We start from the raw sequence: 26,469 nt of genomic DNA, 5'->3' as shown, positions 1-26,469 counted from the left end.
GTCAACGCATACAACGACAGAGCCGAGCCCTTCGTCTGGACCAAGAAAAAGGTCCGTCAACGCCGTTTCAAAGGCCGCCGTATCACTCAGCTCTGATTCCGGGTACTAGGCAGGTCTTCGAGACCGACGCCGTCACCGCATGGAAGCGGCACTGGATTCAGCACGCTGTTCAAAAGCCTGGCCAACATGAACGCATCGCTTCGCTTCCGTTCGGGCGATCACGCCCTGACCATGGCCGGCAAGTCGCCGACGTTGGTACATGCTCATGTCGCCAGAAAGTCGCGGGCCGCTGGATTCATGGCCTCGGTACGCTGCGCGAATTGAAAATCGCGGTCCTCACCAACCGGTGCTCAACACCTTGTCCGCCTCGTCCTGATCCAGGACCTGCTCACACAGTTGCCATGAAGACCCATCGTCTTGGAGGCAATTCCCGTACCGGAGCTCGAAGACGTCAGCGGTACTCTTTTTCTTGCGGGTAAACTCGCGCAGCCCTTCTTCGAAAGCTTCGACGTCGTCGATCCATTCGTCGTCGATCACGTCCGGTAGCGAACCCAGCAAATCGTATCGGTCCTTCATCCGCGAAGAGAGCTTGTCGTAGACGGTCTCGTCGACCGTGTTTTGATAGACCAAATTGGCCATGTTCACGGTATCGCGCTTCTGACCGTAGCGTTTGATCCGGCCGATCCGCTGTTCGAGCCGCGACGGATTCCACGGCAAGTCGACGTTGATGAGAGAAGTCAGGGTCTGGAGGTTGAGTCCTTCCGCCGCGGCGTCCGTCGCAACGACCAGTCTGAGCTGATATTCGCGGACGGCCTTCTTGATGTCTTCGCGGTCCGCGGTTCGCCACTCCCCGTCCAGGAAGATTCCAGAACGGCCAGTGCCGCCATAGACCGCGACCGTCTCGCCTTCGAAATGACCGGATAGCTTCTCGGCCACCCAATGCGCCGTATCGTAGTATTGGCTGAAGATAATGCACCCGCCTTCGAGCCAGCCTTTCTCCTCCAGAAAGTAGATGCAGGAATCTAGCTTCGGGTCGCTGTCGTTCTTCTCGAGGTGATAGACGACCTCGTTCAGATGCTGCACTTCTGCATCCATCACGCCGGCAGCCTCGGGCATCTCCGCGAGCAACTCATCGAATTCGTCCTCGATGGTGTCGCCGTCGAGTTGGCGCTTTTCGATCAGTTTGCGGCAGGTCGAAAGGCCGGATGCGACGCTCGAGCAGATGCGTTGACGGAGCAGATTCTGCATGAATCCGGCGCCCTTGACCCGCTTCGCCAGAGCCTTGGTGAACTTTTCTACGGCCGCGTAGGCATGGTCGAAGTCCGCGCTGGTGCGCACCGCGTTGTTTTCGAAGAGGCGCAGATTCGGCTCGCGCGAATTGGGCCACATGTCGATGGCGATCTTCTTCATCAGACCCGCTTCTTCAAGCGCCCGGCGACGGCGCAGCACGACATGTCGGCTGATCGGGTTGTGATATTGGAAGAATCCGATGCCATGCGACCCGCTCCGGAGCGCGTCCCGCAGGTCGTCTCGGGTGAAGTCGTCCAGATCGGTGTAGGACCGATCGGTGAAGTCCACCGCCTGGGCATCGATGTCGAGGTCCTGATAGATGCGGTCGAACAATCCGTCGTCAGTCCTCGGCGGAAGTGGGTTCCTCAGCAGATTCCAGGCTTGGGCCTCGTCGTCGACCTTCGCCTGGCCGGTCAGGATCGGTCGCACAAGATCCGGCTGCCGCCACGACGAGAGCTCGCGACCGAGGACGTGCGGCGCGGACCTGTTCAGGACTTCGAGCAGATCCCAGAGTTCGTCCACCTCGGTCTGGATCGGCGTCGCGGTGCCGAGAACAAGATGGAGCGTCTTGGCAGCGATGGCCGTCATGAACTTGATTAGATTTCCGTCGATCGGGGCCCCGCCGAACGGCCGCGACTTGCGCGCCTTGTGCGCTTCGTCGAGGATCACCATCCCGTAGTTCTTGCGGAGAAGGAACTCGACCTCCTTGGTGTTCTGCACGATGAGTCCGGTGGAGACGATGCCGATCTTGTAGGGACAGCGCGCGATGTCCTCTGGTCCGCGCGTTCGCACAAGATGACCATGCGGATCGCGCCACATCTTCTTCGACGAGAGCCAAAGCGCCGTAGGAATATTCAGCTTGTCGAGGAGTTCGGTCTGCCACTGCACGCCCAGTGTGGCCGGGCAAAGGATCAATACGGGACCGTCCCCGAGGAGTGCGGACACCAACGCCGCCGTCGCCATCGAAAGCGTCTTGCCGACGCCTACTTCATCCGCCAGCAACAACCGGCATTTCCCGTACAATTCGCGATGCTCGTGGAATAGCGTCACGAAGGCGCGTTGCCACGGCATCAGTTCCTCGCCGCGCCGATACAACGGGGATTCGACCAGGGCCGACTGGCCGACCTTGTCCGCCGGTACCGATTCAAGCCGGACCTGCACCTTGCGCGCGGTGCGGCCGATCTCCTCGACGACGGCGTCTGGAAGTCGTCGACCAATCTTCCATAGTTCATCGAATTCGGCTTGCACCCAATTCACGCCGTCTGGCGACCGATCTTCCCAAACCAGTTCGTACGAAGGGGCCCAGCCGGACGCGGTCTCGTTGATCGACCCCATGAAGGAAGAACTGGTCCCGTCCGGTTGCCGGATCACACCGGCCTTGCCGTGCAGAAACGGTGCGTCGTCGCGGGAGACTACCTTGATCTCGACGTTGCCCGCTTTCAGGAGTTCATACAGACGAGCGAACCGAGCTCGATTCCGCAGCGAAGCGACGGGATCGTCCTCGCTGTTCCACTTCTCGAGGAGGGATTGCCGGACCGTGTCCTCCGCGGCCTTGCCGATGGCGATGTCCCTCGGATCCAAGTCGCTGTTGCAGATGATCCGCACCTTGCCGACAGCCGCGACCTCTTCGTGGACGAGTTCGAAGATCGACGAGCGGAAATACCCGGCTATCCGATCGTAGCTGACCGCCCCTTTGAGGCGATCCCGAAGGAATATCGCGAGCTTGTTGTGGCGTGAGGAGAAACGCGTGATGAACTCGGTCCGGGAAAAGGGTATGCCCGCCAACCTGTCGTCCATCTTCGCGCCTAACCTATTCGTTGGTTCTTGATGAGTCCGGCTAGAATGTCGGAGTTTTGGGCCTCTTTGCGATCCGAATCCTTGCGTTTAGACGCAATGTAGCTGGCGATGGCGATCAAGTCACCGCGCTGTTCGAGATAGTCGGAGGTCAGGCCCCGGACATGTTCGAGAACTGTATCGTCCTCAACCTTCTTCCCCATTTCCCAGAGCCCGTAAAGGATCGCGCGGGTCAACGACGTACCGAATTCGTCCCCCATCTGCCGCTTGCCGAATTCGGCGGCGGATTTGAGGGCCGCGCCATTTGCGCTGACCGAGGACATGAGCGCCGCATAATCCGCGACACGAAAGGCCTTGGCGAAGTTTTGATAGTTATCGACCTTTTTCGCACCGGTGGTTTCGATGTCCAACATCTTGAGATAGAATCGTTCGGGACCCGTAAGCCGGCGCCATGTTTGTTCGTTCATTCCGTCCGGCACCAGATGCTCGTTGGCCACTTGAACGGCGAATTCGATGATCTCGTCGACATTCGTACGTTCCGACTTTCCTCGCGGTCGCAGCGCCTCGACCGTCATGTCCTTGCCGTCAATCTTGACGTATTTCGTGAGGACACGAAGAGCGGCAGCGTAACCAGCCATCTGGAGGTCAGCATCGTTGAAGAGATTTTCGCTTCGTCCATGCCCCCTGAGCGACTGATTCAAACCGACCATTTCTTCTATCTGACGGGCCACTTCCTCTTTCACCTCTTGGGTGATCTCGTCTGAATACCCGCTTTCACTTCCTTTCCGCTTTCGCAGAACAATGATGTGGGTGCCCTGTACGTAGCCACCCTTCTTCAGTTCCGAGGTGGTTTCGGTCGCGATGTACCAGTCGGCCATCACCTGCAGTCCCGCGCCCCAGAAAATCTGCGCCATGTCTGACCACACCTTGCCGTCTTGGTGCGTGAACATGACAATCTGGATGCCGTTGTCGGCCATGTGGTCAGACATGGCCTTGTATGCCTCGACCATGTTGGCGCGGAATTCTTCGCCCTTGCCTTTGATGGCAAGGCGACGTCGACTGTCCCAGTTCCAATCTAAGAATTCGGTCGGCGGATTCTTCCGCAGCCACGCGATGAAATATTCAGTGATTTCGTGGTAATTGACGGCGTCCGCGTAAGGAGGATCGGTGACGTACAGATCGCACGTATCCTTCACATCCGCGGCGCGTGCTGAAACTATCTGAGCGTGTCCGCTGATCGGCGCTGCGGCGTAGGACTCGCGATTCTGGTAGGTCGATCCGCGCACGCCGTACGCATACATCGTATTCAGCGCTTGATTGTAGAAGACTTGCCCGATGCGGTCCGCGTTCAACGCTTCGCCGGCCTCGTTGACGGAACTGGGGGTCCAACGGCATAACTTCGAGTTATTGTCCAGCCACCGGGCAAACTCCAGGTAAAAGGACGCAGCGTTAGCATCGAGCGCGGCTCTCTTTGTCAATGCACCGACGAGAATCTGACGCGCACTGAACAGATGATGCCAATATGTCCAACCTCTGGTTCTAATGGGCTCGTCCGTTTTGTCACCTGGCTCGATGAGCATGTCTGGAATAATCCCGGCGGCCTGCCACGATGCGAGGTTTTTGCCGACAAACTTCTCGACTTCTTTCTCTTGAGCCAGGTCTCGCGAGGTAGGAGCAGCAAAGAAAGTCTCTTGGCGCGATCGGTCGAAGGATTCTTTATGAATCCATTGAATGCAGTAGAGGCGCTCCTGCCAGATATCGTCAGCGTGGGGTACGAAATCGCTCTTGCCCCACTGGCGAAGTGAGTTACCGGTGTTCCCATCCGGGGTCGTAAAATCGCCTCGGATGGATGAGATCGAGACGCCCGAGGAATCTTCATTCATCGGGTGAACGAGGCGCCCCGATCGGACCGTCCCTTCCTCGGCGTCTTTGATCGCTTTGATCTTGGCGCCCGTACGTATCTCGATCGCGTATCGCTTCTTGGATTTGTCCGGAACCAGCTCGGCGATTACCCCCTTGCCTCTGGAAATAACGAGGGTCGGAAGCATGGGGACCAGCCATCCGGTCGCCGGGCACCTAGTTTCCAGACAATACAGGTAGGCCTTCGCTCGATTGCCCGCAGCGTCTCGTTCGATTCCTAGTTCTTGAATCTCGGTTTCGATCTTGCTGTAAATCTTCTCATGATCTTCGACGATCCGAGCGCGACGTTGGTCATCGGCACCGACGACGTTGAACGCTCCCCAAGTGAGCATGCAGGCGATCGGATTGAGGTCCGAGGCATAGGCATCCAAACCGACCCGTGCCGCTTCGAACGGAATGGATCCCGAGCCCGAGAAGGTGTCCGCCATTTTTGGCGTTCGACCGAAGCGCATTATGCCGAGCTGTTCTACAAGCTCTGAAAGATTGTTTGCTTTGGTCCGAAGGTGCGCGTTGACTTCGTCCCATACGCTCTCGAGGTAATCGGACTTCGATTCATCGGGACGCAGGGCCTTCCCGACACGGTCGGTGTATCCTAGTTCGAGCAGCTTAGGCACATCGGCCGGCCGCTTCGCGCGGTGCCGGAATGAAGTATCATGCATGCCCATCAGCAGTTCGAACACGTTGAGGTCTGCTTCGGGATTCTCGGTCGCGGGCAACAGCGACGCGAGCACGCACGCCCGCGTCAAAATGAGGGGTTTCCGCCCTTTCCAGTAAGACCCGAGCGCGGTCAAAACCTGACCTTGAACCGCTTTGCGCTCCTTTTGAGCTTCTGCGGACACTTTCAACGATGGAAAGACATGCTCGATCAGCGCCGGCGCGTTCTTCAAGCTGAAAGGAACGATTGCTGAAACGTGTTTGTTCAAGTCAGACATCCTTACCCAGCGGAAGCGAGAACAGATCGATTTCCTTGGACGGCTTGACCGATTTCTTCCGCTTGGTCGTGCCGGGCGCCGCGACCTCGGTCAAACCGATTCTCACCGCCTTGCGCCAGCCGACATCGACGTCGTCGGCCGTACCGCCGCCCGCGTCGCACATCCTGAACAGCCACCAGCGTTCTTCCGGCGCCAGTCCGGCCCAGGAGGCGCATGCGACCGGGTAGTCTTCCGGTCGAGCTTTCTCCACCGCCCAGGCGAGCAGGCAGAGCTCGCGTCCGAGAAGCCGCTCGACCTTGTTGTCTCCCGCCGACCAGCGGCTGGACTTCAGCTTCTTCTCGCGCAGGCGATCATTCAGGACGCGCTTGATCTCCTCCCGGATTCCGGTCCACACGGCCCGCGGAAGCCGGCAGCGAAGGATTCGATCGTCCTCTGGAGAAGCCGAGTTGATGCCGAAGTCCTCGATGATCTCGATATCTCCAGCGTTTCCGCTCGGGATGCGCACGACGAAGTGGTGCGGATCGATGGCGTCCGGTACGCCGAAACCGAACGTGCGGACGCTGTGGGTATCACTCATGACTGGTCTATCTCCGTGCCCGCCACGTTCTCTCCGAGAGCGACGGCGAACTGCTCGAGGCCGAACCCGGTCTCGAAGTTGACCTTCTTGGCGGTCAATTTGACGTCGGAATTCTCGTCGCCGATCGCCTTGCGCGCGGACGCGATGAGCTCGCGGGTCGCGGCCGCCGTCAGCACGACGTCGCTGCCGACGCGGATGGCGACGTTCGTGGTGCCGGAGCCGACGCTGATCGACGCCGCTTCGAACGTGGCCTTGTTGGCGTCGGCCGCGTCGAGGATCTTGAAGGTCTCAGCGATGGTCTCACCGCGGATTTCCTTGAGCAGCTTCGCCTTTTCGTCCTTTTTCAGGATCTTCTCGCCGGCCTGGCCGGCGATGCGGAAGGTCTTCTCCTCGGAGACCCCCTGATCCTCGGCGTAGGCGTAGATGGTCGCTTCGTCGCCGCCCGGCAATTCGATCGGCCCTTTGTAGAGCTTGCCCTCCTTGACGTTGCTTCCGTCCGTATTCCAGCGGATCGTACCGCGGGGAACGACGGTCAGCTCGACGGTGCGCTTGCCGGCCACGAACTGCGGCTGGTGGGTCAGGGTGAGTTTGTTCGACCAAACCACAGGGTCCCCCTGCTCGTGCTTGTTTTCTGGGTCGCTGACCAGAAACCACAACTTCGTCGCGGTGGTGGCGAACGGATTCTGCTCCAGCAACTTGCCGTCCCTCTTGACGTCCGGCGTTTCGGAGTACTGAATGACCGGATTCTTGCCGGCGTTCGACGCGCTGACCGACAGCGTCGCCTTGCCGGTCTGCTCGTCGCCGGCGTCCACGGTCACAGACGCGGAGGTCTTCGGCGGCTTCGGCGCCTTGTCGACGTAACCGTCGGAATCGTAGCTCCAGCGACCGACGGACACGGCATGGTCGCGAACAGCCTCCAAGCCCTTCAGCGGGAGCCAGAGCCAGCGTGGATTCGTCTGCGCGCGACTGAGGACGTCTTTCCAAGGAATCCTCGTTTGGGTTTCGGGCCAGAGGATGTCTTCCGCGCGACCGACCAGCATGTCGGCTTGGGCCGTGACGTCGGTGACGAGTTTCTTGGCGCCGACCGAGGTCAGCGCTTCTTGCACAGACGCTTCGCCAGCGACGACGACTTCCGAGCCACCCTTCTTCTCGGGCATTAGCTTCAGCGGAGCGTATTTGAGTTCCGCCTTTCCCTTGTCCTTCGTGGACGGCATCGGAAAGTAGACGCGGTTGAACAGGGACGTGAGCGCCGAGGAGAAATCGAATTCGGCGCTGACGGACTCTTCGTCGAGCTCGAGTTGGTGCGCCGGGTTTCCGGCGACCTCCGACTTCACCTTCGCGATGGCCCAGATGCGGCGGGTCTTTTCCTCCAGGCTGCCCATGGACGAGCCGTCCCCGGTCACGACGCAGAATCCGTTCTTGTTGATCTCGGCTTCGAGGAATTTCTGGGCGGCTTCGGGCGGGGTCTTGGCGTCCGGGCTCAGGACGAGCAGGGCCCGGTTGGTCATCTCGATCGAGACGTCGTCGATCCGCGGCAATGCGTAGACCGTCTGATAGGCGATCTTGGCGCGCGGCTCGAAGACCTTCGACAGCCGGCGGGCCATCTCTTCTTCGATCTTCCCGATGGGTGCGCCGTCAGCCCGGCTCTGGATTCGCTTCCGGAGATTCTCGATGTTCGAGAAGTACCAGACGTCGTTGTCCTTCTTGTGGAGGTACCAGCACTCCTTCTGCAATTCGTCGAATGCTTCGTCGAATTCGGCGACGCTGCGGTCAGGAACGATCAGGTATTCAATGAGGGTCGACTTCGACAGGCCCTTGATGGAATCGACGCTCTCGGAGAGCGAAGCCGTCAGGAGCAGCTTGGCGGCCTGTGTGGCCGCGTTGTTGCCCTTGTTGTCGTCCACGATCTGCGCGTGGGCCGAGCCGTCGGTGCTGGTCACGTCCTTCGTCAGAGCGCCCTCGAGCTTACCGATGCGGACGATCTCCTCGCGCACGTCCGCGATCTTCAGATCGAGATGTTGGCAGCCGATGAGATAGACCTGTCCGGCCTGCTCGCCCTTCCAAACGCTCTTGAGCATCTTCGAGACGAACTGCATCAGCCCGCGGGTCTGGCGGTAGTTCTCGTTCTCCTTGAAAAGGGCGATGATGTGCTTGACGGACGGGTGGAACGGATACGATCCGACGATCTCGTCGGCGATCTGTTCCGACGAACGCGAGATGGTCTTGGAGCGCTCCGCCAAGCCGATGGCTTCGCCGTAGTGTTCCGCGATCTTCTCGATTTCTGATGCGTCTGGCAGCTTGTTGAACATCCGCTTACGAAGGATGTCGTAGATCTCGTTAGTGTTCAGATCGACCGGCGTAATCGAGCGCGCCTGGCGCTTGGTCTCTTCGGCTATGTTTGCGATCGCCTTGGCCAGATCCTTGGTCGCGTTCTGGTAGGAGCCGACCAGATTCGAGATGACGATGGCCGTTTTCGGCAGCTTCATGGCCGCAGAAAGAAGATTCGACAGCGCGTACGTGGTCACGTTCGCGAGCGTGGCCCCGCCGACCGGCTTCGTGAGGGCGAAATCGAAATATGGAGGCAATTCGTCTAGCAGGATCAACGTCGGTTCGTCGCCTATGAGATCGATCCAATCGGACTCGCGGGGGGCATCCGGTCCGTTGATCCAGAATTTCGAGAACGCCTTTCCCTTGCCGAGCTGTTCGGCGATGTCTCCCCACAGGAACTTGTCTCCTGAGATGGATCGACCGTGGACCGCGACGATGCGAGCCTTCTCACCTTTCAGCCCCTGCGTGATCTTGGCGGGCACCCGATCGTACAGATGCGGATTCCTCGCCAACAACCCCAGTGCCAGCATGGAATGGGTCTTTCCGCCGCCCATGGCTTGGCGGAGTTCGAACACCGCTTGCGTGGATTGACCGTCAAGACGTTGCAATCCTTCGCGCAGCAGCCTTTCCATTCCTTGCGTGACGAAGTTCCGCGCGAAGAACTGCTCGGCGGCGTTTTCGGCTTCGAGCAGAAGGTCGGTCAGGTGCTCGACTTGCTCGGAGAGCGAGAAGTCGATCGCTGCGGGATCGAGTTGACACAGTTCCTGTACCGTCGAGATGCGCTGATAGGTCATCGTTTCTTGCCCCACTGAACCCTCACGGGTTCTCCCGCCCCTTATTTCTTTCCGTCCGGATAACGCTCGAGCCAGTCTCTGGAGATCTCTTCCAGCAGCGCCGACGCCGTCTTGTCGCGCAGCGCGGCGGCGGCCTTGATCCGGCGGATGACGTCCGGATCCATCGAAGTCAGAAATTGACGCTTTTCGCCCTCCGGAGGCTTTCTGCCTCTGGTGGTCGGCTTTCGTTCCGCCATCACTACCCTGCCCGCGCGTTGTGCGACGAGAAGAACCGTCCCATGGGTTGCGGGGCGCGGCAAGCTTTCCGGACGGCTTCGCGGCCGGTTTCCCCGTCAATCGGCGGCGGCTCTTCGTAGGCAAGTTTCCGGATCTCCCTGAAACGACGCGGATTTCCTCGAAATCGCATCAACCCAATAGACCTATCTAAAATAGTTCAACCTTGTCTAACTGGCATATTGACTCTGGTTAATACCCGATCCACCTTCGTGAATTAGAACAAAAGAAGAACATTTCTTCCGTAAGCGTTGAGTGAGGTCGGTATGTCGGGCGTGGTGCTGCAGGATTGGAAGAGCGAACTGGTGTCGTCGGTGCCGGCGTTCTTCGCCGGCGGGCCCGGACGGGGCCCCTGCGCGATCGGTTGCGGAGGCGGCTGGTGCTGGGTGGTCGACCGCCTCTGCGTCAGGATCGCCGCGACGCTCGAGGACGGCGAGGCCTTCCGCTTTGAGAGCATCGCTTCGTGCGACGGCGCGCTGCGGATCCGCTGGTCCGGTCGGCTGAAGGCGGCGAGCGAGGCGGCGGTCCGCGCCGCGGTCGATCTTGCCGAAGCGCGCAGCATGTGCGTCTGCGAGATCTGCGGCGCGCGCGGCAAGCTCTTCCGTGCCGACGGAGTCCTTGCGGCCCGCTGCCCGGATCATGCCGAGGGCGTGCCCGCGTTCAGCACGGCGATGGAGAACGTCCACCTGATCCAGGTGACGATCAAGGGCCGCCTGCGCGTGGTGGTCGGCGCCCGCTACGACTTCGAGACCGACGCCTTCGTCGGGATCGACGACGTCGCCACCCTGCGAGAGGAGGCCTGACGATGGCTATGCGCTCCTCATCCGACTGGCGGACCGAGCTCGTCGAATCCTACGCTGACCTTCGGCCCGAAACGCGATCGACAACATTCCGACTGCACGCTCCGGCTTGCGCAATTGAGTGGCTTTGGTCGCGGCAAATTTGAATCTTCTCGGGCCGCACTCACGCGACGCCGCACATTGGTGCCATCGTACGCTCGGCCCGCACCGCCGAAAGATGAAGTGCCGCTATTGGGCGCCGCTAAAGCCGCTATTTGAGGAGCCAAGCGATTGAAATTATTCGTTGGCGCGCCACTCAGAACAAAACTGCGAACTCGCATGTAATTGAAATTACTGCGTAATTCAGCCATACATTGCTTAAGGGTTGAGCCTATCTTCAATAGGACAAGCGCGCCGGCTGGAAGGACATTTGGCCAAGAGAAAGCGAGTGGCCTCAAGTGCCGTCATGCAGCCGAGACCGGCGTGACAGCCTGCCGATAGACGCCGTCCCCCACGTCGCCAGCCGCAAAGAGGCCTGGCCTGAGCGTCGCAAATCGGTGAGAGCTACGCTCGCCTGCGCTGATGATCGGAGGAACGAGAATACGTTTTGCTCCTTCAAACAGGTTTTTTTTGCGCTCGAGCGCATTGGCGGCGCGCCGCAGCGGCTCTAGGTAAACTGGCGATATTGAGAATCGTCGAGAGCGGGAGACAAGGCAATGATACGGGATGAGAAGCTCCAACGGATCATCGAACGCGCTATTCAATCAGCTTTCGTTGATTTTCCAGACGCGGGAAACGGGACGGTGTGGCCGAAAACTTACAAAGAGCCCAACGAATGCAAGACTATCGCAACAGCTGTCCTCGCCGCTCTCGAAAATGCAGGCTACAGAATTTCGCTCGATGCAAACTGAGGCATCAAGGTAAGCCACCTAAGCCTCGATCAGGCCGCGCTCATAGCAGGCTTTATCGTAAGGAAAAACGACCGCCGGATCGGGTCTGTGGAGACGACGGTGCTTTCCCGGATAGTTCAGCCGCCACAGCACATCGCGAATGATATTAAGCCGCGCATGTTCCTTGTCACCGCCGCGGACCACGGTCCAGGGCGAGGTGACGGTGTGCGTCCGCTCCAGCATCTTGTCCCGTGCTTCGGAATAAGCTTTCCAAAGCTTCTGCGCCTTGGCATCGATGGGGCTCATCTTCCATTGCTTCAGGGGATCCCTTTGGCGGTCGGCGAGCCGTCGCTTCTGCTCCTGTTTCGAAATATCAAGATAGTACTTGAGCAGGGTGATCCCCGAACGCTCAATCATTGCTTCGAAACCCGGCACGGTCTCGAGGAATTCCTCGGTTTCCTCCTTGGTGCAAAAGCCCATGACACGCTCAACTCCAGCACGGTTGTACCAACTGCGATTGAACAGCACGATCTCTCCTGCCGCGGGCAAGTGCGAAACGTGACGCTGGAAGTACCACGAACACCGTTCCCGATTGCTCGGCGGCCCCAGCGCTACGACGCGGGTATCACGCGGGCTTAGATGTTCGACAATCGACTTGATTGTGCCATCCTTGCCGGCGGCGTCGCGACCCTCGACGATGACAAGGATACGCTGGCCGCGCTCAATCACGCAGCGCTGCAGCTTGACGAGCTCGATTTGCAGCCGGACCAGCAGCGCGTGATACCTATGGCGACTCAAATGTTGCGGAAGTGGTGGCCGGTTCTTCATGGTTCGATCCCTCCTAGTCGCCTCACTATCCAGGAATGTCGCGCGACACGAGGCTGTCCACACATTGCAGCACGTCACGCTTGTCGAATCCTATCGCACCGCGAACTGATGTTGTGCTTGCACATCGACACCCGTTAACATGCCCGTATGAATGAATCTCAGCGTTCTTGCACGGTGCCTCGTCCGGTTTCGGTCGTCTGGATCGACATTTGCATGGGCATCTTCAACTCGGCCATACTTCCCGAGGGGACCACCGGATAAGGGGCCTGGCCAGAGGCCGCCCCGATCGGAGCTTTCGTTGAGTATGCTGAAGGTTCTTCACACGACGACTTATCGATTCAATGAACACGTGCACCTGTTGCCGCACCGCTTGATGCTTCGTCCGCGCGAAAGCCGCGAGCTCCGCTTGATTTCGAGCAACGTCACGATGACGCCGCATGCGGCCTTGACCTGGGCGCACGATGTGTTTGGCAATGCAATCGCGACGGCCACGTTTCAGATGACAGCCTCCAACCTGGTGATCGCCAGCCTCGCGGAGCTTCAGCTCGACGCGGTTGCATGGCCGGTGTTCGATATCGCTGTCTCGGCCATGTCTTACCCATTCCGCTATTCGGATGACGATTGGACCGATCTCGGCGCCCTGGCTCTCCCCCAGTACTCGGACACGGCGGGGGTCCTACGAAATTGGGCACAAATGTTCATTCGAGGAGGTCGGACTGATACGCTGTCGCTGCTAAAGGACCTGAGCGTCGGCGTTTCGGAAGCTGTCCGGTACCAGAGCCGTGAGGATGAGGGTACCCAAACGCCGGTAGAAACATTAAATCGTGGCTGGGGATCATGCCGGGATTTGGCGGTGCTGTTCACCGAAGCAGCACGCATGCTCGGGTTTGGAGCCAGGATCGTCTCCGGCTATCTTTACAATCCAGAGCAACAGAGCGTCGGATCGAGCGATGCGGGATCAACCCATGCGTGGGCCGAGGTCTTCGTACCGGGCGCCGGCTGGATCACTTTCGACCCGACGAATCGTAGCCTCGGCGGCTTCAATCTGATCCCGGTCGCGGTCGCGCGCGACATCCGGCAGACGATTCCGGTGTCCGGCAGCTTCGTCGGCAGCATCGGCGCCTTCGCCGGGATGTCCGTAGAAGTTCTTGTCACATCATAGATCGACGCATTGGACCTTCGGCAGCCTTTCTGATCAGTCGTTCAGCTTCAAGGCCCTCACGTTTTCTAGAAGGGCCTTCAGGCTCCTGCTCATGATGGGCATCGCCGATTGCGCCTACTCGTCCGTGGGGCTTGGGCCAAAGAGTGACATTGCGATGAGTGATGCCGTCCTAATCTGATGGCAAATTCCCTTTCGTTAAATTTTCTTGAATGAGCAATTTTGACCATGAGCTCGCGCGGCGTTGCGGCACAATACTTCTTGCCGCCCTGCTCTCGGCATCCATCGGTGATTGAGAGAATGTTTGCGAGGGCCGCGGCTATAACCAATTGATTCCCGCTAACGGCAACACCCGCTGAAGGATCGCCGCTAGGCAGAATGGAATTGGGCGATTGGCACAACCTGTCGACAGACTTTCGGGGCTGTCACTGATCCACGCGGATCCACACGCAACAAACAAATCGGCGATAGCTGGAACTCTTGTCGGCTTGCCCTGTTCATTCTTTGTCCGATTCCGGACGCATAAGAATTGGTGGATACTATGAAAAGAATTCTATTAACGACAGTCGCTGTTCTCGCATTCGCTTCTCCGTCATTCGCGGCGGAGACTGGCAAAACCGTTGGCCAATCGCCCTCCTCGTTCTATCTGGCTCAGGATACTGCGACCATGAAGTGTCAGATTGTCGAGAGCCAGCCTGCTACCGGCGGCAGCATGAAGGTTGTCGGCGCCGCCCACACGACAAAGGCCTCGGCAGAAGCCGCTTTGAAGGCGGACAAAACTTGCGCCAAGTAATCGGCTAAGTCGCGGCGCGAGTACAGAGGCGGGTCAGTGAGTTCGCTTAGAACCACGAATCCTCGGATCCGCCCCCACCAGCGCTTCGAGCACTCTGGGTCGAGGTTCTTTATCGGCCAGCGGCACGCAATCGACTTCCCGCTTGAGATGCTCCAAGTTCGAGAGGATACGACCATGAACCAGCAGACAATGAAATACGCGATTGCGGTCGCGCTCTTCGGTGCGGCGATGCTCGGCTCGGTGCTGCCTTCGGGGGCAGCTCCGATCTCGCCGAGCACGACTCTTCTGACACAAGCGGCTTCTTCGTCCGGGGTGACAGAAATCTACTACCGACGCCACTACCGCGGTCGCGGCTACTACGGCGCTCCGGGGGCCGCAATTGGTCTTGGCATCCTGGGTGCCGCGGCTGGAGCCGCCGCTTATGGAGCCTACGGTGGTAGCTATTACGGGCCGGGCTACTATGCGCCAGGCTACTACGGCGGCCCGTATCCCTATCGCCGCCAATACTACGCCCCGTATTGAGCGCACGAGCGACGCTGTTTGGGCGTGGCAACCTCTGTCACAGACCATGCCCACTCAACGCGCGCTCAAGCGCACTGGAGCGCGATGGCGCGGCTGCGCCCCTGTGATCCGGTCGACTGCATCGGCCCCTCCCATCCGGGGTCGCCTGCGGACTTTTGCAGGAGTCGGCGAATCGCAAGACAGACAAAACTTGCGCCAGGGAGCTAAAGGCGCGAGCGCGGGGCGGGTCTATCGGCTCGACCAGCAATCCCGAAGCGACTGACTCGTCCCGGCAACGCCACGGGCACCGCCGACCACGAGCCAAACAATACCAAGGCTGCCTCTCTCAAGCTCAAACTGCCTCCTGCTCCGCGTCCGCCGCGCTGAGTGGCATTTCAATCGAGAAGAAGTAGCGCAGCACTTGCCCAGTGATGCCGCCGACAGTCGTCGCCGGAAGCTTGAAGATCGCGCACTCAACTCGGACTACCGTGAGACCCAATATCCACAAGGTCCCACCAAAGGAGTCGGACAATGTCGATCGGACTTATCCTCATCATCCTCCTCATCATCTTCCTGCTTGGTGGCTTCAGCGGCCGCTTCGGCGGCTACGGCTACGGCTATGGCCACGGTGGGATGGGGGTCATCGGTACCATCCTGGTCATCCTCGTCGTATTGCTACTTCTGGGTCGGCTCTGACCCTCGCAGGGTCGGCTGTGTCGACCCGGCGCCTCCCAAAATATCCTTTCCCCGGCGTACCGGGTCCCAACGAGCTCGACCAGCTGAAGCCGACAATGCCCGCCGATTAAGGGGTGTTTGTGCCTGCCTCGGTCCTGCTGCAGCGGCTGCACGGCACCGGCAAGATCGCTTTACCCTGGGCTGGCTGATGGGTCGCCTACACAAGCGCTCCTTCGGCCCTATTATGCCGCTGCTCGCTGTGGTCGCTATTGCACCGGGTGTCTCGACCGTAGCCGGCCTGTTACTCATGATCCCCGCGTCCCAGATGATCGCGGTCTTCGGTCTAATCACGGGGACGACCAACCAGGGCGGAGCTATGCACTTCCCAAAATCCAGTAACGGTGGGGTGCGTCCTGACTGGTTTGGTAACAATTCTCACCCGCCACCTGGCTGCATCGGCGGCTAAGGATCCGGTGAAGGCCAGCTGTGTGGTGCGAAAGTCGTTGGACGCCGCGTCATCAAATTTAAGAAAGCTTCCCATCGCGCAGGGGCACTGCGTTGTTCTCGACGTGCGCCAGAATACGCCGGACGTCGGTCGCTTCTTGTGCAGCCATTCAGCGGTGCTTGTCGAGATCGAGTGGCTCGTCACTCACGAGGCGCGTCGGCATCAATGCGCTGAGCGTCAGCCAAATCGACCGGGTTGATGGAAATCCTCTCCACCGTTGAAGTGCGCGGCGCCGCCGCCGGCACCGTGATCATAGTGGCAACGCGGCGAAACGCCTCGAACGACAATCCTTCGATCATCTCCTCATCGGTAATGACCTCGTAGGCACCCGGAGGCAGGAGACGGTCGATGCCCTTGATCCGGAAGGGATGCTTGAAGGTGACCGTTTCGCGTCGGGAGCGCATGGTCATGATCGGCTATCCTTCAGAAACGGCTTTGCATCGGCGCGATAGTGAAGCAATCCGTTTACAGTGCTCTTTGTGCCGAGATTAGCTATCTCTTTATCATGAGATGGCTGCGAAGTCACCAAACACAAGGCAATACACATCGCGGATTTGTTATAGATGCCGGCGGACGAAATGCTTGCTGATGCCAAGTGAAAAAATGCGAGTTGGCGATCGGCAAGCATCGCGACTCGGAGAGAAGAAATGCTATCTCGCAAATCTACCAGCCGAGATAGACTTGCGGCGGTTGGCTACAACCGTCATGGCGCGATGGGGCGGTTCTGGCACGGTCTTCATCGTCACGCTCTTATGACGATGATTGCTTACGCCTTCTTGCAGCACTTCCGCATTGCCAAGACGGGGCGCAAAAATGAATCGACGGCCACCACCTCAGCCCAACCTGCCAGCCGCGCGTCCCGCCATCGTCGCTCTCATTCTTCAGCCATCAGATCCGCGATACGGATACCGCAGAACACAGGTCAGCGAAGAGCAAGGCGTGAACAAATCTGCCAAAGTCGTGTTAGCGCCCACCCGAAGCGCCTTTATGATCGTGCAGGAAACGGGCGATCCGCGTCTTCAACACGGTGGCGTCGTGCGATTTGCCCGAGGCCGCGTGCTCGAAGAGCCTGCGCTGGACGTCAGTAGGCAGATCATTCCATTCGCTGACAAGGGCGGCACCCAGACATTCCAGGACTCTGCGCTCCACATCGCGCAAATCGCTGGCTTCATAGGGTAAAGGCCACGCCAACTCCTGCGCTCCGCCTTCCTCGTCCCAACGGTCGAGAGCGGTTGCCATTTCTTCTCCCGACGTTGGCCTTCGACCTTTCTTTTTGACCATTCTATATAGTCGCACATGTCGGCATTAAGCGCCATTCGCTCGATCGCGGGGCGATCCGAAGCGCCAATCCTTCCAGTACCGAGAATGCCGCGGCCGCGGAACTCGGTAGTTCGCCCATCGGTTATTGCAACGGTTTGTTCGCGCGGCGTACGGACTCAAGGTTCACCATGGATGTGATCGTTACACCCGCAGAGGGAGGCACGGTTTGGCAGCTGACGGACCTGCTCGGCCGCTCGATGGGGCGCATCACGGCAAGCGCTCCCCGTCAATTCATGATCTATCCGGGGGGCCACGCCTCGGAAACTATGGCCGGCATACAGCAAGGGCCGCACGCCTCGCTCGACGCCGCACTGGCTGAGATCGAAAGGCACACCCGGGGCGTCTGCCGACGCAATCCTGGCGAAGATCAGCTTTAGACAGCGCCCAACAATCCAGCTCGTCGCTAGAGTATCTACTGCGATAGGATTTATGTATTTTACAAGTAACACCCTGATCTTGCAGCTCAATGTCCATGCGTCGCGCCCGACCTCAAGCGCCCAGATTGCCTGATGACGGGACCATCGGTTCCGGTAGAAGGACTTGTGGATTTTCGCGTGAGGACCGAGGCGAATGTGGGCTCCGGCGGATGTCACCGCTCGATCATTTGCGGTGCCGTGTTCGCCGAGATCTTTTGGCGGCTGGGCTTGACGCAACCCTGACAGTGCGGAGGGAACCCGCTTGAGCCGCTTGGTCATCGTCTCCAACCGTGTCGCCTTGCCGGGGGAAGCTGCGCAGCGCAGCGGCGGGCTTGTGACCGGCCTCGTCGACGCTCTGCATCAGGCTGGAGGCTTATGGTTCGGGTGGAGTGGCAAGCTTGGAGAAACAACACCAGAGCCGAACGTTTTTGAGACCGAGGGAGTGACGTACGCTACCGTCGATCTTACCCGCGCGGACCATGACGGCTACTACAGCGGCTTCTCCAACGCGGCACTGTGGCCCTTATTCCACTATCGCCTTGACCTCATGAACTTTACCCGCCGGGACTTGGCCGCCTATCGACGGGTGAACGCCCTGCTCGCCGACGCCCTCGCGCCCCTGCTCAGGCCGAGTGACCTCGTCTGGGTGCATGACTACCATCTGATCCCGATGGCCGAGGAACTTCGCCGCGCCGGGGCCACACAACGGATCGGGTTCTTCTTGCATACGCCGTTTCCGTCGTTGGGGGTGCTGGCGACCCTTCCTCACTACAGCGACCTGCTGAAATCACTGTGCGCTTACGATCTCGTCGGCTTCCAGACGGTGGAGGATTTGACCGCCTTCCATGACGCCATCCTTCGCCGCGCAGGCGGCAAGGTTTCGTCCGATGGCCACGTTCACGCCTTCGATCGGGATCTACGCGCCGGCGCCTTCCCGATTGGTATCGATACTGAAGCCATCGCCGACATGGCCGGTCGCGCTGTGAAATCCCGAACGGCACGCCGGCTGCAGGAGAGTCTCCGGGGGCGCAAGCTCATCATTGGGGTTGACCGGCTCGATTACAGTAAGGGACTCGAGCACCGGTTCAAAGCGTTCGCCGCCTTTCTCGACGGCTATCCCGCGTACCGCAACCACGTCCGCTTCCTGCAGATCGCCACCGCAACGCGCAGCGACGTTCCTGAATACCGTGCGCTGCGGCAGAGGCTCGGTGCGCTGGCAGGCGACGTGGCCGGTCGCTTCGCGGAACTCGATTGGGCACCGATCCAGTATTTGAACAGGAGCTTTTCGCAGCGCTCGCTCGCTGGCTTCTTTCGGCTCAGTCGCGTCGCTCTTGTCACTCCGTTGCGCGACGGAATGAACCTGGTTGCCAAGGAGTATGTCGCTGCACAGGACCCCGATGACCCCGGCGTGCTCATTCTCTCACCCTTCGCCGGCGCGGCCTATGAACTCGACGCTGCCGTGATCGCCAACCCGTATGACCCCGACGCCGTCGCCGAAGCATTGCAGACAGCGCTGGGGATGCCACTTGGGGAGCGATGCGAGCGTTGGCGGACCATGATGGCGGTACTACGCCGCAATAGCATTGCGGCGTGGCGCGAGAGTTTTCTTGGCGCTCTCAGCCGCTAACTTGGGATGTCGTCCGGAACGTAGCATCGGTGCAGCAAGTCGCGATAATCTCGTTCGTCAACGAGGTTGCCCCAGTCCGCCGATAAGGTGTTACTTCGAAATCATCTCCCCGGCGGAAATGATCCAAGAGTGACGGGACCACTTGCATCCGCTTCATCGTCGCGCTGAACCGGATAGACCAAAGGCAAGTCGCCCACAGTTCTCCGCTTTCGCGTCAACGTAGTACACTTCTCCTGCTTCCCATCCCAAAGCGGCCTGTACCGGATCGTCATACCCCTCTTAACTGTGGATGCAACGAATGACCAACGAGCAAAGCCACAAAGTGCACCTAGGTCCCGAAGATCAGGAGCGGTTGCGAGAACTTCGGGCGCAAAAGCCAGCCCGCAACGTACCCAAGCTCGCACTGACGCCGGGCGCGATGCTTGCCGACCGGGTTGCTGAAACAGTTGGTTCTTGGCGCTTCATCATCATCCAAAGCGTCCTTCTTGGCATTTGGATCATTCTGAACATGATAGCATTCATCAACCATTGGGACGCCTATCCCTTCATTTTGCTGAACTTGGTCCTTTCTTTCCAGGCAGCCTACGCAGCGCCCATCATCATGATGAGCCAGAACCGCCAATCTGAGATTGACCGCAGGCACGCAGAACACGACTACCGAATAAATGTGAAGGCTGAACTCGAGATCGAATTGCTGCACAACAAGATTGACGCCTTGCGTGAGCAAGAAATCTTGCAGCTACTCAACATCATTCAGCGTTTGTCCGCGCACCTTGCGCCCGAGCTTGTCGCGGCTATCGAGGCCGAAGCGGTGCCGGGTAAGACCTAGGCGGTGACGACCTTGTCTGTCATGGACCAGAAGGGAAGCGGGAAGCACTGATGTTTATCGGGCACGAGATTTTCATTCCCGCTCTATCATCGAGGTCGTCAGTTAGAGGGCACTTGTAGCGCTGACACCTTCGAGGCGACGCCAAGTTCGACCGGATCCGCTAGTCAAGGCACAGGCTGCTCGCGATGTTCCTGAAGCAGTTCGTCAAGTCGTTTTTCGCACCACGTGAACACCTTCGCCTCGGCCAAGGCAACGGCCTCAGTGCGGGGGCATCTGAGGCCGCTAAGCCTTCCGCCGGGCATTGGGGCAAAATGTCGACCGGTCAGTGGGCTTGGTTCTCGAAGATAAGATCTCCGATTGCGGAGGACCAAGAAGTCCCAAGATCAATCGTTCCAGCCGTTTGAAAATATTGCCTGTCCTTACTTGGGCAATATTCGAAAGACTCAGGACGTGCGCCTCCGCCCTCGGGGCTCACCGCCGGCACTGACTTGCCATTTGGCGGAAGCGATGACTTCGGTGCGTCGCCGTCTTTGGGTAGCGCTCGGACAAGCAATCCGCTCGAGCATGCCAGCACGCTACGCCGATTCTGCACCTGATGAATAACTCCCGCTTTGGGTCACCTCGTTGCGGAAGATGAAACCAATTGACCTTCCCGCGACCAAAACGGCTATCTATTGATCCGGGGGTGGTCAATATTGACCAGCAGCTGTAAGAGTTTCAGGTCATATTTCGCCAAAATGGGGGTTGGCGGATCGATGCAGTCACTCGACGATAAGCTTTTTACCTCCAATCCATTTCAAAGGATCTCAATACACAGCTGCTCACTTTGATCGCTTTGCGAGAGAGCACCAACGAGGCCTACAGAAAGATCGCCTATCGGGGCAGGCGCAGGCGGCGTCGACGCGCGAGAGAGAGAATTTAACCGCAATCTTCCTGTTCTACGCTTTGCAGAACTTACTTATGTCGGTCGACGCTCGCTCCTCCAACTGCTAAATAGGCCGAAGTCGCTCTTGCGCAGTGAGCCGAAGCGCGAATCAGGTTGAGCTGGACTCGCCACCGGTTGGACCTCGCTGGTCCCAGAGAATGACGGACCAGGCTCTTTCGTGAAGGTAGTAGAGGATCATTTTCGTGATCGCTTCAGCGCCGGCGATCGAGCCTGCAACCTTTACGCTGCCCGTGAAGATGAAACTCAGCACGAAGGTGTCGATACTACCGGTAATCCTCCAACTGACGGCCTTGACGATAGAGCGAAAATGGGAATCTCGTACCCGAATGAACATCGGTTCCTCCCGGTCCCGGCGTCGGCATAAGATCTCGAGACCTACGGGCAACGAACTATATCAAAAAAGCAAAGGCCGGGCGTCGCCATCCGCATTCTCGGGCGCCAAGTGTCCGCCGGCGGCCGGAGCTTCGGCTCGGCGACGATGGCCATCCTGCTGATCAAGAGAGCTGCCACCGAGGAGGCATTCCGGATCGCATGGGGCACTTTTGTCGGGGTCGATATCGATCTTGTTCTCCGAATTGTTGTTGAATGTACTGTGAGTCGAAACCGTATTGTACTGATCCTCCAGGATCTTGCCGCCACGACCGAGCTGTGGTTTCGCGGCTCTGCTTATCGCCAAGCGCTGGTCATTCTTCTACGATTGTGGTACTGAGCGCACATGACTCCAGTCGCGGGACTCTCGTAGTTCAGGTCTCAGGCCAGTCTATGAAATGCTGGCGGCAACGCGTCCCGAACGAGTTCACTTAGATCCAAAGCCTCGCCGCTTTCCGTAATGTCAGAGAATAGAACCTCGACAAAAGGATGCTGGCGGTTGAATGCGGCGCCTCGCTGGTATTTCGCGCTCACAATCCGCTGAAATGCGGCAAGGTTCAGCCTGCCAAGCGCATTGTATTGATCGCGGAACAGACTTTGTCGTCCTCCACGATGCTCGACAGACTCCGCCCAAACGTCCATCACCTTCCGGCCCATGAACGCCTCGACCCGTTCATTTCCATCCAGAGCAAAAAGCCGTAGCCCGTCCATGGTGTGTGGTCCGTCATCAACTCGAAACTGTGTAAATGACATGGGAGTCCTCCTGTTATTGACGTCTATTTTCATCGGCAGCCACGTCGCGGACTGCGCCTCCCTCGTTGTCCCACCGTGACAGAGCCAGAGCGACCGTTCTCACATCGCTAGGCGTGCCTTCTGTTAAAGGCAGTTTGCTACGACCGGCATCATCCTTGTGCTTATGCAGAAATCGCGCGATTTGCCCGCGGAGCGCCGCCGTCTCCAACAACTTGCCGACCGACCCGGCGGCGTCGAAGATCTCTCGCCGCAGCGTCGTCGGCAGGGCGTTCCATTGCATGATGATGGCCGCGCCGAGACAACGCAAAACGAGCTCTTCTTCGGCCGCAAGGGCTCCGCCGCTCGATCCGTCCTGCTCCGCAACGTGCACTGCATTGTCATCCGCCAGCCCCTGCTCGTTATCCGCGAGCGAGGCAAGTCGGTCCTGCAGCTGTTGAAATTTACGGATCTCAGCCGGACCGATCGAACGCTTAATCAGTTCGCCGTACTCGGCTGCCTTTGCACGATATTGCTGAGATTTAAACATGCCGGGCCCCTTTCGTTGAAAGTCTCGGCCCATTCCGACCAACCTCGATGGTTGATCAGACATACATAGATATGGGGACCAAAGGTTCGAATAACGAGCCCAGGGCACAAATAAACTGGCACGAAAAGACCGCGCTAGTTGGCAATGGTTGGCGTCTAACACTCGTGTCTCTCAAAGAGGCTTGCCGCTACAGCTGATTACAATCATCCCGTCAAATTCTCATGAGTGAGCAATATTGACCAGCGGGCCGCGCTCCGAGTCGATACTGCTGTGATCACCTCCCGACCGTTGGCACCCATCGGTGACAGAGAGTTGGATAGTGCGCCCGCCTGTCCCACAGGGGGCAAGTTTGCCCGATCACAAGCAAAGACCCTATCACCTCGCGCGGCGGCGCAGCCTCGTTGTCCCAAATGGCAGTCGCGTACAGAGGTGCGAAACATTGCGGTGGCCCATGCTGGGTTCGAGCACTGGACCCTGCGTTGCATCAGGTGCGCCGATATTCATGAGGCGCAGATGGCCGGCCCGATGAAGTCCGGTGCTGTCGATTGGGAACACAGCCACCTGCGAGGGCCGCAGTAAAGATCATGACATGACAGAGCTGCCGCGCAACGATCTCGGTAGTCACGATTGGGCTGCCCGGGCATCTGAGGCTCTGGCACGGGCAGAGAAGTTGCCGGCCGGATCGATGCGATCCGAAGCCATCAGAAAAGCCGAACAACTTGGCTTTGCCGCTGACATGAGGAAATGGCTGATACCGAAAAAGCCCAACGGCGCACCGAAAGTGACCGGCTGACCGCGATCCAAGACATAGGACGCGTCCTCAACTCGGAACGGCAAACTGCCTTCCCACGCCGATCTCTGGGCTGGGTAGACGTGCACAGGTGGACGGTTGATGGCAAAGACTTATTCCTCGTCCCGCGTCTCACTCCTCGCCAGCCAACAACCGCATTGTCCAAAATGCAACGCGAGGATGCATTTGGAGCGTTGAGCTGGGCCATCCGGCTTCGATATCCGCACACTTGAGTGCGCCAAGTGCGATCATGCTCACATCGTCACGGTCGCAACTGATCTGGTGGGTGACAGCCGCAGCCTGCACGCGTGAGCGATTGACGCGCTTGAGGAAGCGCAGGCGATGTCGCCCGGCGCACAGCGAACCGAGGGGCTCAAAAAGGCGGGCCTTCTCCGTAGAACTGCGGGCAATCAGGGGGTAATGTCTGCGAAACGGGGCAAGCCCCGCAAAGTGATCAGTTGGCTAAAGCAGCAGCTCGCCGCTCGGTTCGAAAGGCTTGGCGCTTGGCAGCCAACCGAAATCGAGCAAATTCGCTGAGTCAAAGGAGGCTCCCGTGGCGAAGCCAACCAAGGACATGTTTGACCCCAAAACGTTTCTCGCCAAAGTGGGCGCGGGGAAGACGATTCTCGAACTTCCCAAGAACCAACATGTCTTCCAGCAAGGCGACGTCGCGGACACCGTTTTTTACATTCAAAGAGGCAAAGTCAAGCTAACGGTCGTGTCTGAGCAGGGCAAGGAAGCGGTCGTCGCAATTCTGGAGCCCGGCCAGTTCTTTGGCGAAGGATGCATGAATGGTCACCCGTTACGCATCGCTACGACAACAGCGATGGAAGATTGCGTCATCACGTCGATCACCAAGGAAGCCATGATGTCGGCTATTCGTGACGAGCCGAAATTTTCAGAGCTATTCATGTCATACCTCCTGACCCGGAACAGTCGGATTGAGGAGGACCTGATCGACCAGCTATTCAATTCGAGTGAGCGGCGGCTTGCTCGGCTGCTGTTGCTGCTCGCGAATTTCGGCAAGGAAGGGAGCCCGCAGCCGATCAGCGTGAACATCAGTCAGGAAACATTGGCTGAAATGATCGGGACCACGCGATCCCGGGTCAGCTATTTCATGAACAAGTTTCGCAGGCTGGGCCTCATCAGCTATAATGGGCACATTGAGGTCCACAATTCGCTGTTGAGTGCGGTCTTGCATGAGAAGCCCCTGCTGAGAGAGCGCGACTAGAAGCACCGTTCCAAGGAACGGCCCCAGCGCGCGGGGGACGAGCTGAGGCCGTCATTTCATCGGATGCTTGGGGGCACATGCATCCGGTCACCCGTCACCAAGTTGCGCCGACGACATTGGTTCCGGCAGAAGGTCAAGCCGCTTTTGGTCGGTTGAGCCTTTTCCGAAGTACCCGACCAGTTCTCGTGAAAGGGATTTAGCATTCAGCCTCTTGCAACGCCGTCAGGGGACCATTTCCGCCTGGCGGCGTTTGTGCATCACAGAGCGAGGGGCGCAATCACTTCGCGCTCAAAATCGCATCATGAGACGGGCTATTTCTTGGAACGATACGAAGCAGCGAACCTTACCTTCTCAGAGCTGAAACGGTCCCATGAGTTAATCCAATGAACATCGTCCCCGTTGATCGCGCGCTAAGCATATACGGCGTCCTTGCGGACCGCTCCGAGACGAAGGGCGCCCGTGAATGTCTTTCCAAGCATCTGATGAAATTGTACATCGGCGGCGAACAAGACCAGCACCGCTTGACGGTGCACGGACTATCGTACCTTCGCGACCTGGACCGGGCGATCGATTCCAGCAACTGAACAGGCAACCTGTCGGCCTGCACTAGCCCTTCTGCGCTTGACGCTGCGTCCGCAGGGAATTGCGCCGCATCATTCTTGCGTTCGCGGTGCGGACTGCATCCGCCCTTGCTTGTTGTTCTTTCGGAAGTGGCGTCCTGTGTTGCTCGCCGACTGTTGGCGCCATAGCCAGCTGGGTTGGCGCTGTAGAGCTATGTTCGACAGGCTGCACGCTCATTGCGCCCGTGGATGGTGATTTGCGTTTAGGCATCAGGGACAACTCGTTGCTACCGAGTTCGTTCAATAGCTCTCCGACGGGACCTTGCTGGCGGAAACCTCAAGATCACCGGTCCTCTCCACTCTTGCGACGTAGCAACCAGCTGCCGCAAAGTGAATATGCATAGTCGACATTCGACGGCGCGAGCCACCACTCTTCTACGACTGGTTCGATCTGAAGACCGTCGACTAACCGGTTATCGACCATCATTTCCTTCGAATGACTTCACGGCAAGCGTACGTGTGCGCAGTTGTTCGGGAATTTCGTCACTTTATCGTAGGTCTGATCGCCTTCGCGCACACGTAAACCGCATCCAATACGGCGAATCGACTGGACGGCGGATGGTTCTCCGATCGCGTCATCCCGGTCATCAATGTAGGGCGCGCTCCGAGGCAGCCACCGTTCTCAAAAACCGTCAGCCCAAAGTCGTCACCCACATTTCCGTTGCTACGGGACATGCAAGCCAGCGGCGACGCCGCTATTCCCCTTCGAGGAAGTGCCCCAGGGCCTTTAGCGGGCGCAACCTGTCACAGATGATCTTCAGGATAGCCAGCATCGGAACGGCCAGGATCGCGCCAAGCACGCCCCACATCCAGAACCAGAACACCAGCGAAAGGATAATCAACACCGGGTTCAGCGTGAAGCGCCGCGCCAGCAGCATGGGCGTCACTGTTTCACCGTAAGCGCTCCTTTCTACGCACCTATGCAGTTGAGCGCGGGGATGGGATGAGGTGTCCACCATGAACGAGGTGGACACCATCGATGATCACTCCAGAAGAACTTTTGA

General features: G+C 58.8%; 23 protein-coding genes and 2 pseudogenes. 12 read left to right on the top strand and 13 right to left on the bottom strand.

Annotated features, from left to right (window positions below):
- Window positions 1-336 precede the first annotated feature (336 nt).
- Genes QJT78_RS37510 through QJT78_RS37490 form a run of 5 tightly spaced genes read right to left on the bottom strand, consistent with a single transcriptional unit; the run spans window position 337 to window position 9,871 of the window.
- Window positions 337-3,087 carry a phospholipase D-like domain-containing anti-phage protein gene (locus tag QJT78_RS37510; RefSeq protein ID WP_281460473.1) on the bottom strand — a complete coding sequence of 917 codons (2,751 nt, stop codon included), beginning with the start codon at window positions 3,085-3,087 and terminating at the stop codon, window positions 337-339.
- A gap of 8 nt (window positions 3,088-3,095) precedes the next feature.
- The gene (locus tag QJT78_RS37505) at window positions 3,096-5,927 is read right to left on the bottom strand and encodes an anti-phage-associated DUF1156 domain-containing protein (protein WP_281460472.1); all 2,832 of its coding nucleotides are present in this window, start codon (window positions 5,925-5,927) and stop codon (window positions 3,096-3,098) included.
- A gap of 1 nt (window position 5,928) precedes the next feature.
- Window positions 5,929-6,513, bottom strand: a complete 585-nt coding sequence (locus QJT78_RS37500; RefSeq protein WP_281460471.1) for an anti-phage-associated DUF3780 domain-containing protein — start codon at window positions 6,511-6,513, stop codon at window positions 5,929-5,931.
- The gene (locus QJT78_RS37495) at window positions 6,510-9,635 is read right to left on the bottom strand and encodes an anti-phage-associated DUF499 domain-containing protein (RefSeq protein WP_281460470.1); all 3,126 of its coding nucleotides are present in this window, start codon (window positions 9,633-9,635) and stop codon (window positions 6,510-6,512) included. The genes QJT78_RS37500 and QJT78_RS37495 overlap by 4 nt, the downstream gene beginning before the upstream one ends.
- 41 nt (window positions 9,636-9,676) lie before the next feature.
- Complete coding sequence (locus QJT78_RS37490) at window positions 9,677-9,871, bottom strand: hypothetical protein (protein ID WP_281460469.1); 195 nt, start codon at window positions 9,869-9,871, stop codon at window positions 9,677-9,679.
- A 303-nt stretch (window positions 9,872-10,174) separates the two neighbouring features.
- Between QJT78_RS37490 and QJT78_RS37485 the strand changes: the two genes are divergently transcribed.
- Complete coding sequence (locus QJT78_RS37485; protein ID WP_281460468.1) at window positions 10,175-10,711, top strand: hypothetical protein; 537 nt, start codon at window positions 10,175-10,177, stop codon at window positions 10,709-10,711.
- 440 nt (window positions 10,712-11,151) lie between these two features.
- On the opposite strand, the gene QJT78_RS37480 is transcribed toward QJT78_RS37485, so the two are convergent.
- The gene (locus QJT78_RS37480; protein ID WP_157788388.1) at window positions 11,152-11,451 is read right to left on the bottom strand and encodes a hypothetical protein; all 300 of its coding nucleotides are present in this window, start codon (window positions 11,449-11,451) and stop codon (window positions 11,152-11,154) included.
- A 165-nt stretch (window positions 11,452-11,616) separates the two neighbouring features.
- Entirely contained in the window at window positions 11,617-12,405 is a 789-nt protein-coding gene (gene ppk2, locus QJT78_RS37475; protein WP_038935056.1) for a polyphosphate kinase 2, read from the bottom strand.
- Window positions 12,406-12,703: 298 nt separating this feature from the next.
- Between ppk2 and QJT78_RS37470 the strand changes: the two genes are divergently transcribed.
- The 3 genes from QJT78_RS37470 (at window position 12,704) to QJT78_RS37460 (ending at window position 15,554) form a co-directional block, all read left to right on the top strand.
- Window positions 12,704-13,567, top strand: coding sequence for a transglutaminase family protein (locus tag QJT78_RS37470; RefSeq protein ID WP_281460467.1), 864 nt, complete (start codon window positions 12,704-12,706; stop codon window positions 13,565-13,567).
- 964 nt (window positions 13,568-14,531) lie between these two features.
- The gene (locus tag QJT78_RS37465) at window positions 14,532-14,879 is read left to right on the top strand and encodes a hypothetical protein (protein ID WP_225005394.1); all 348 of its coding nucleotides are present in this window, start codon (window positions 14,532-14,534) and stop codon (window positions 14,877-14,879) included.
- A 510-nt stretch (window positions 14,880-15,389) separates the two neighbouring features.
- Entirely contained in the window at window positions 15,390-15,554 is a 165-nt protein-coding gene (locus tag QJT78_RS37460; protein WP_018646276.1) for a DUF3309 family protein, read from the top strand.
- 624 nt (window positions 15,555-16,178) lie between these two features.
- Here the strand turns inward: QJT78_RS37460 and QJT78_RS37455 are convergent.
- On the bottom strand, window positions 16,179-16,448 hold the full coding sequence (locus tag QJT78_RS37455; protein ID WP_038935051.1) for a hypothetical protein: 270 nt from the start codon (window positions 16,446-16,448) through the stop codon (window positions 16,179-16,181).
- A 132-nt stretch (window positions 16,449-16,580) separates the two neighbouring features.
- Between QJT78_RS37455 and QJT78_RS37450 the strand changes: the two are divergent.
- Window positions 16,581-16,940 (top strand): annotated as a pseudogene (locus QJT78_RS37450) (IS701 family transposase); the annotation flags it as partial.
- 61 nt (window positions 16,941-17,001) lie between these two features.
- On the opposite strand, the gene QJT78_RS37445 reads toward QJT78_RS37450, so the two are convergent.
- Window positions 17,002-17,277 carry a hypothetical protein gene (locus QJT78_RS37445; RefSeq protein WP_018648614.1) on the bottom strand — a complete coding sequence of 92 codons (276 nt, stop codon included), beginning with the start codon at window positions 17,275-17,277 and terminating at the stop codon, window positions 17,002-17,004.
- A 209-nt stretch (window positions 17,278-17,486) separates the two neighbouring features.
- Between QJT78_RS37445 and QJT78_RS37440 the strand changes: the two genes are divergently transcribed.
- From QJT78_RS37440 to QJT78_RS37430, 3 genes are all read left to right on the top strand, one after another.
- Window positions 17,487-17,735 carry a hypothetical protein gene (locus QJT78_RS37440; RefSeq protein ID WP_225004675.1) on the top strand — a complete coding sequence of 83 codons (249 nt, stop codon included), beginning with the start codon at window positions 17,487-17,489 and terminating at the stop codon, window positions 17,733-17,735.
- Between the two features lie 301 nt (window positions 17,736-18,036).
- Entirely contained in the window at window positions 18,037-19,401 is a 1,365-nt protein-coding gene (locus tag QJT78_RS37435; protein ID WP_038935047.1) for a trehalose-6-phosphate synthase, read from the top strand.
- A gap of 298 nt (window positions 19,402-19,699) precedes the next feature.
- Window positions 19,700-20,230, top strand: a complete 531-nt coding sequence (locus tag QJT78_RS37430) for a DUF1003 domain-containing protein (RefSeq protein ID WP_281460466.1) — start codon at window positions 19,700-19,702, stop codon at window positions 20,228-20,230.
- Window positions 20,231-21,264: 1,034 nt separating this feature from the next.
- On the opposite strand, the gene QJT78_RS37425 is transcribed toward QJT78_RS37430, so the two are convergent.
- Complete coding sequence (locus QJT78_RS37425; RefSeq protein ID WP_018643684.1) at window positions 21,265-21,510, bottom strand: DUF2061 domain-containing protein; 246 nt, start codon at window positions 21,508-21,510, stop codon at window positions 21,265-21,267.
- Between the two features lie 144 nt (window positions 21,511-21,654).
- Here QJT78_RS37425 and QJT78_RS37420 point away from each other — a divergent pair, with 144 nt between their 5' ends.
- Window positions 21,655-21,885, top strand: coding sequence for a hypothetical protein (locus tag QJT78_RS37420; RefSeq protein WP_157788387.1), 231 nt, complete (start codon window positions 21,655-21,657; stop codon window positions 21,883-21,885).
- A 41-nt stretch (window positions 21,886-21,926) separates the two neighbouring features.
- On the opposite strand, the gene QJT78_RS37415 is transcribed toward QJT78_RS37420, so the two are convergent.
- The gene (locus QJT78_RS37415) at window positions 21,927-22,298 is read right to left on the bottom strand and encodes a signal transduction histidine kinase (RefSeq protein ID WP_281460465.1); all 372 of its coding nucleotides are present in this window, start codon (window positions 22,296-22,298) and stop codon (window positions 21,927-21,929) included.
- A gap of 13 nt (window positions 22,299-22,311) precedes the next feature.
- Window positions 22,312-22,824 (bottom strand): hypothetical protein, encoded by a 513-nt coding sequence (locus QJT78_RS37410; RefSeq protein WP_281460464.1) that lies wholly within the window; start codon window positions 22,822-22,824, stop codon window positions 22,312-22,314.
- A 589-nt stretch (window positions 22,825-23,413) separates the two neighbouring features.
- Here QJT78_RS37410 and QJT78_RS37405 point away from each other — a divergent pair.
- From QJT78_RS37405 to QJT78_RS37395, 3 genes are all read left to right on the top strand, one after another.
- A complete protein-coding gene (locus tag QJT78_RS37405) occupies window positions 23,414-23,617 on the top strand; it encodes a hypothetical protein (RefSeq protein WP_244433026.1) in 204 nt (67 codons plus the stop codon).
- A 550-nt stretch (window positions 23,618-24,167) separates the two neighbouring features.
- The gene (locus QJT78_RS37400) at window positions 24,168-24,845 is read left to right on the top strand and encodes a Crp/Fnr family transcriptional regulator (RefSeq protein WP_038935041.1); all 678 of its coding nucleotides are present in this window, start codon (window positions 24,168-24,170) and stop codon (window positions 24,843-24,845) included.
- A 383-nt stretch (window positions 24,846-25,228) separates the two neighbouring features.
- Window positions 25,229-25,429 carry a hypothetical protein gene (locus tag QJT78_RS37395; protein WP_038935040.1) on the top strand — a complete coding sequence of 67 codons (201 nt, stop codon included), beginning with the start codon at window positions 25,229-25,231 and terminating at the stop codon, window positions 25,427-25,429.
- Window positions 25,430-26,160: 731 nt separating this feature from the next.
- Here QJT78_RS37395 and QJT78_RS37390 read toward each other — a convergent pair.
- Window positions 26,161-26,361 (bottom strand): annotated as a pseudogene (locus QJT78_RS37390) (AI-2E family transporter); the annotation flags it as partial.
- Window positions 26,362-26,469 lie beyond the last annotated feature (108 nt).

Origin of the sequence: Bradyrhizobium sp. Mp27 (assembly GCF_029953005.1) — a bacterium.
GTDB classification, from domain to species: Bacteria; Pseudomonadota; Alphaproteobacteria; order Rhizobiales; family Xanthobacteraceae; genus Bradyrhizobium; species Bradyrhizobium barranii.
This window is presented reverse-complemented; position numbering and strand designations above follow the sequence as displayed.

Coding starts and splice junctions, on each gene's coding strand:
- QJT78_RS37440 (WP_225004675.1), top strand. CDS start 17,487: ATGGATGTGATCGTTACACCCGCAGAGGGAGGCACGGTTTGGCAGCTG.
- QJT78_RS37405 (WP_244433026.1), top strand. CDS start 23,414: ATGACAGAGCTGCCGCGCAACGATCTCGGTAGTCACGATTGGGCTGCC.
- QJT78_RS37415 (WP_281460465.1), bottom strand. CDS start 22,298: ATGTCATTTACACAGTTTCGAGTTGATGACGGACCACACACCATGGAC.
- QJT78_RS37485 (WP_281460468.1), top strand. CDS start 10,175: ATGTCGGGCGTGGTGCTGCAGGATTGGAAGAGCGAACTGGTGTCGTCG.
- QJT78_RS37455 (WP_038935051.1), bottom strand. CDS start 16,448: ATGACCATGCGCTCCCGACGCGAAACGGTCACCTTCAAGCATCCCTTC.
- QJT78_RS37510 (WP_281460473.1), bottom strand. CDS start 3,087: ATGGACGACAGGTTGGCGGGCATACCCTTTTCCCGGACCGAGTTCATC.
- QJT78_RS37410 (WP_281460464.1), bottom strand. CDS start 22,824: ATGTTTAAATCTCAGCAATATCGTGCAAAGGCAGCCGAGTACGGCGAA.
- ppk2 (WP_038935056.1), bottom strand. CDS start 12,405: ATGAAGAACCGGCCACCACTTCCGCAACATTTGAGTCGCCATAGGTAT.
- QJT78_RS37445 (WP_018648614.1), bottom strand. CDS start 17,277: ATGGCAACCGCTCTCGACCGTTGGGACGAGGAAGGCGGAGCGCAGGAG.
- QJT78_RS37460 (WP_018646276.1), top strand. CDS start 15,390: ATGTCGATCGGACTTATCCTCATCATCCTCCTCATCATCTTCCTGCTT.
- QJT78_RS37500 (WP_281460471.1), bottom strand. CDS start 6,513: ATGAGTGATACCCACAGCGTCCGCACGTTCGGTTTCGGCGTACCGGAC.
- QJT78_RS37490 (WP_281460469.1), bottom strand. CDS start 9,871: ATGGCGGAACGAAAGCCGACCACCAGAGGCAGAAAGCCTCCGGAGGGC.
- QJT78_RS37425 (WP_018643684.1), bottom strand. CDS start 21,510: ATGTTCATTCGGGTACGAGATTCCCATTTTCGCTCTATCGTCAAGGCC.
- QJT78_RS37465 (WP_225005394.1), top strand. CDS start 14,532: ATGAACCAGCAGACAATGAAATACGCGATTGCGGTCGCGCTCTTCGGT.
- QJT78_RS37395 (WP_038935040.1), top strand. CDS start 25,229: ATGAACATCGTCCCCGTTGATCGCGCGCTAAGCATATACGGCGTCCTT.
- QJT78_RS37420 (WP_157788387.1), top strand. CDS start 21,655: ATGGCCATCCTGCTGATCAAGAGAGCTGCCACCGAGGAGGCATTCCGG.
- QJT78_RS37495 (WP_281460470.1), bottom strand. CDS start 9,635: ATGACCTATCAGCGCATCTCGACGGTACAGGAACTGTGTCAACTCGAT.
- QJT78_RS37430 (WP_281460466.1), top strand. CDS start 19,700: ATGACCAACGAGCAAAGCCACAAAGTGCACCTAGGTCCCGAAGATCAG.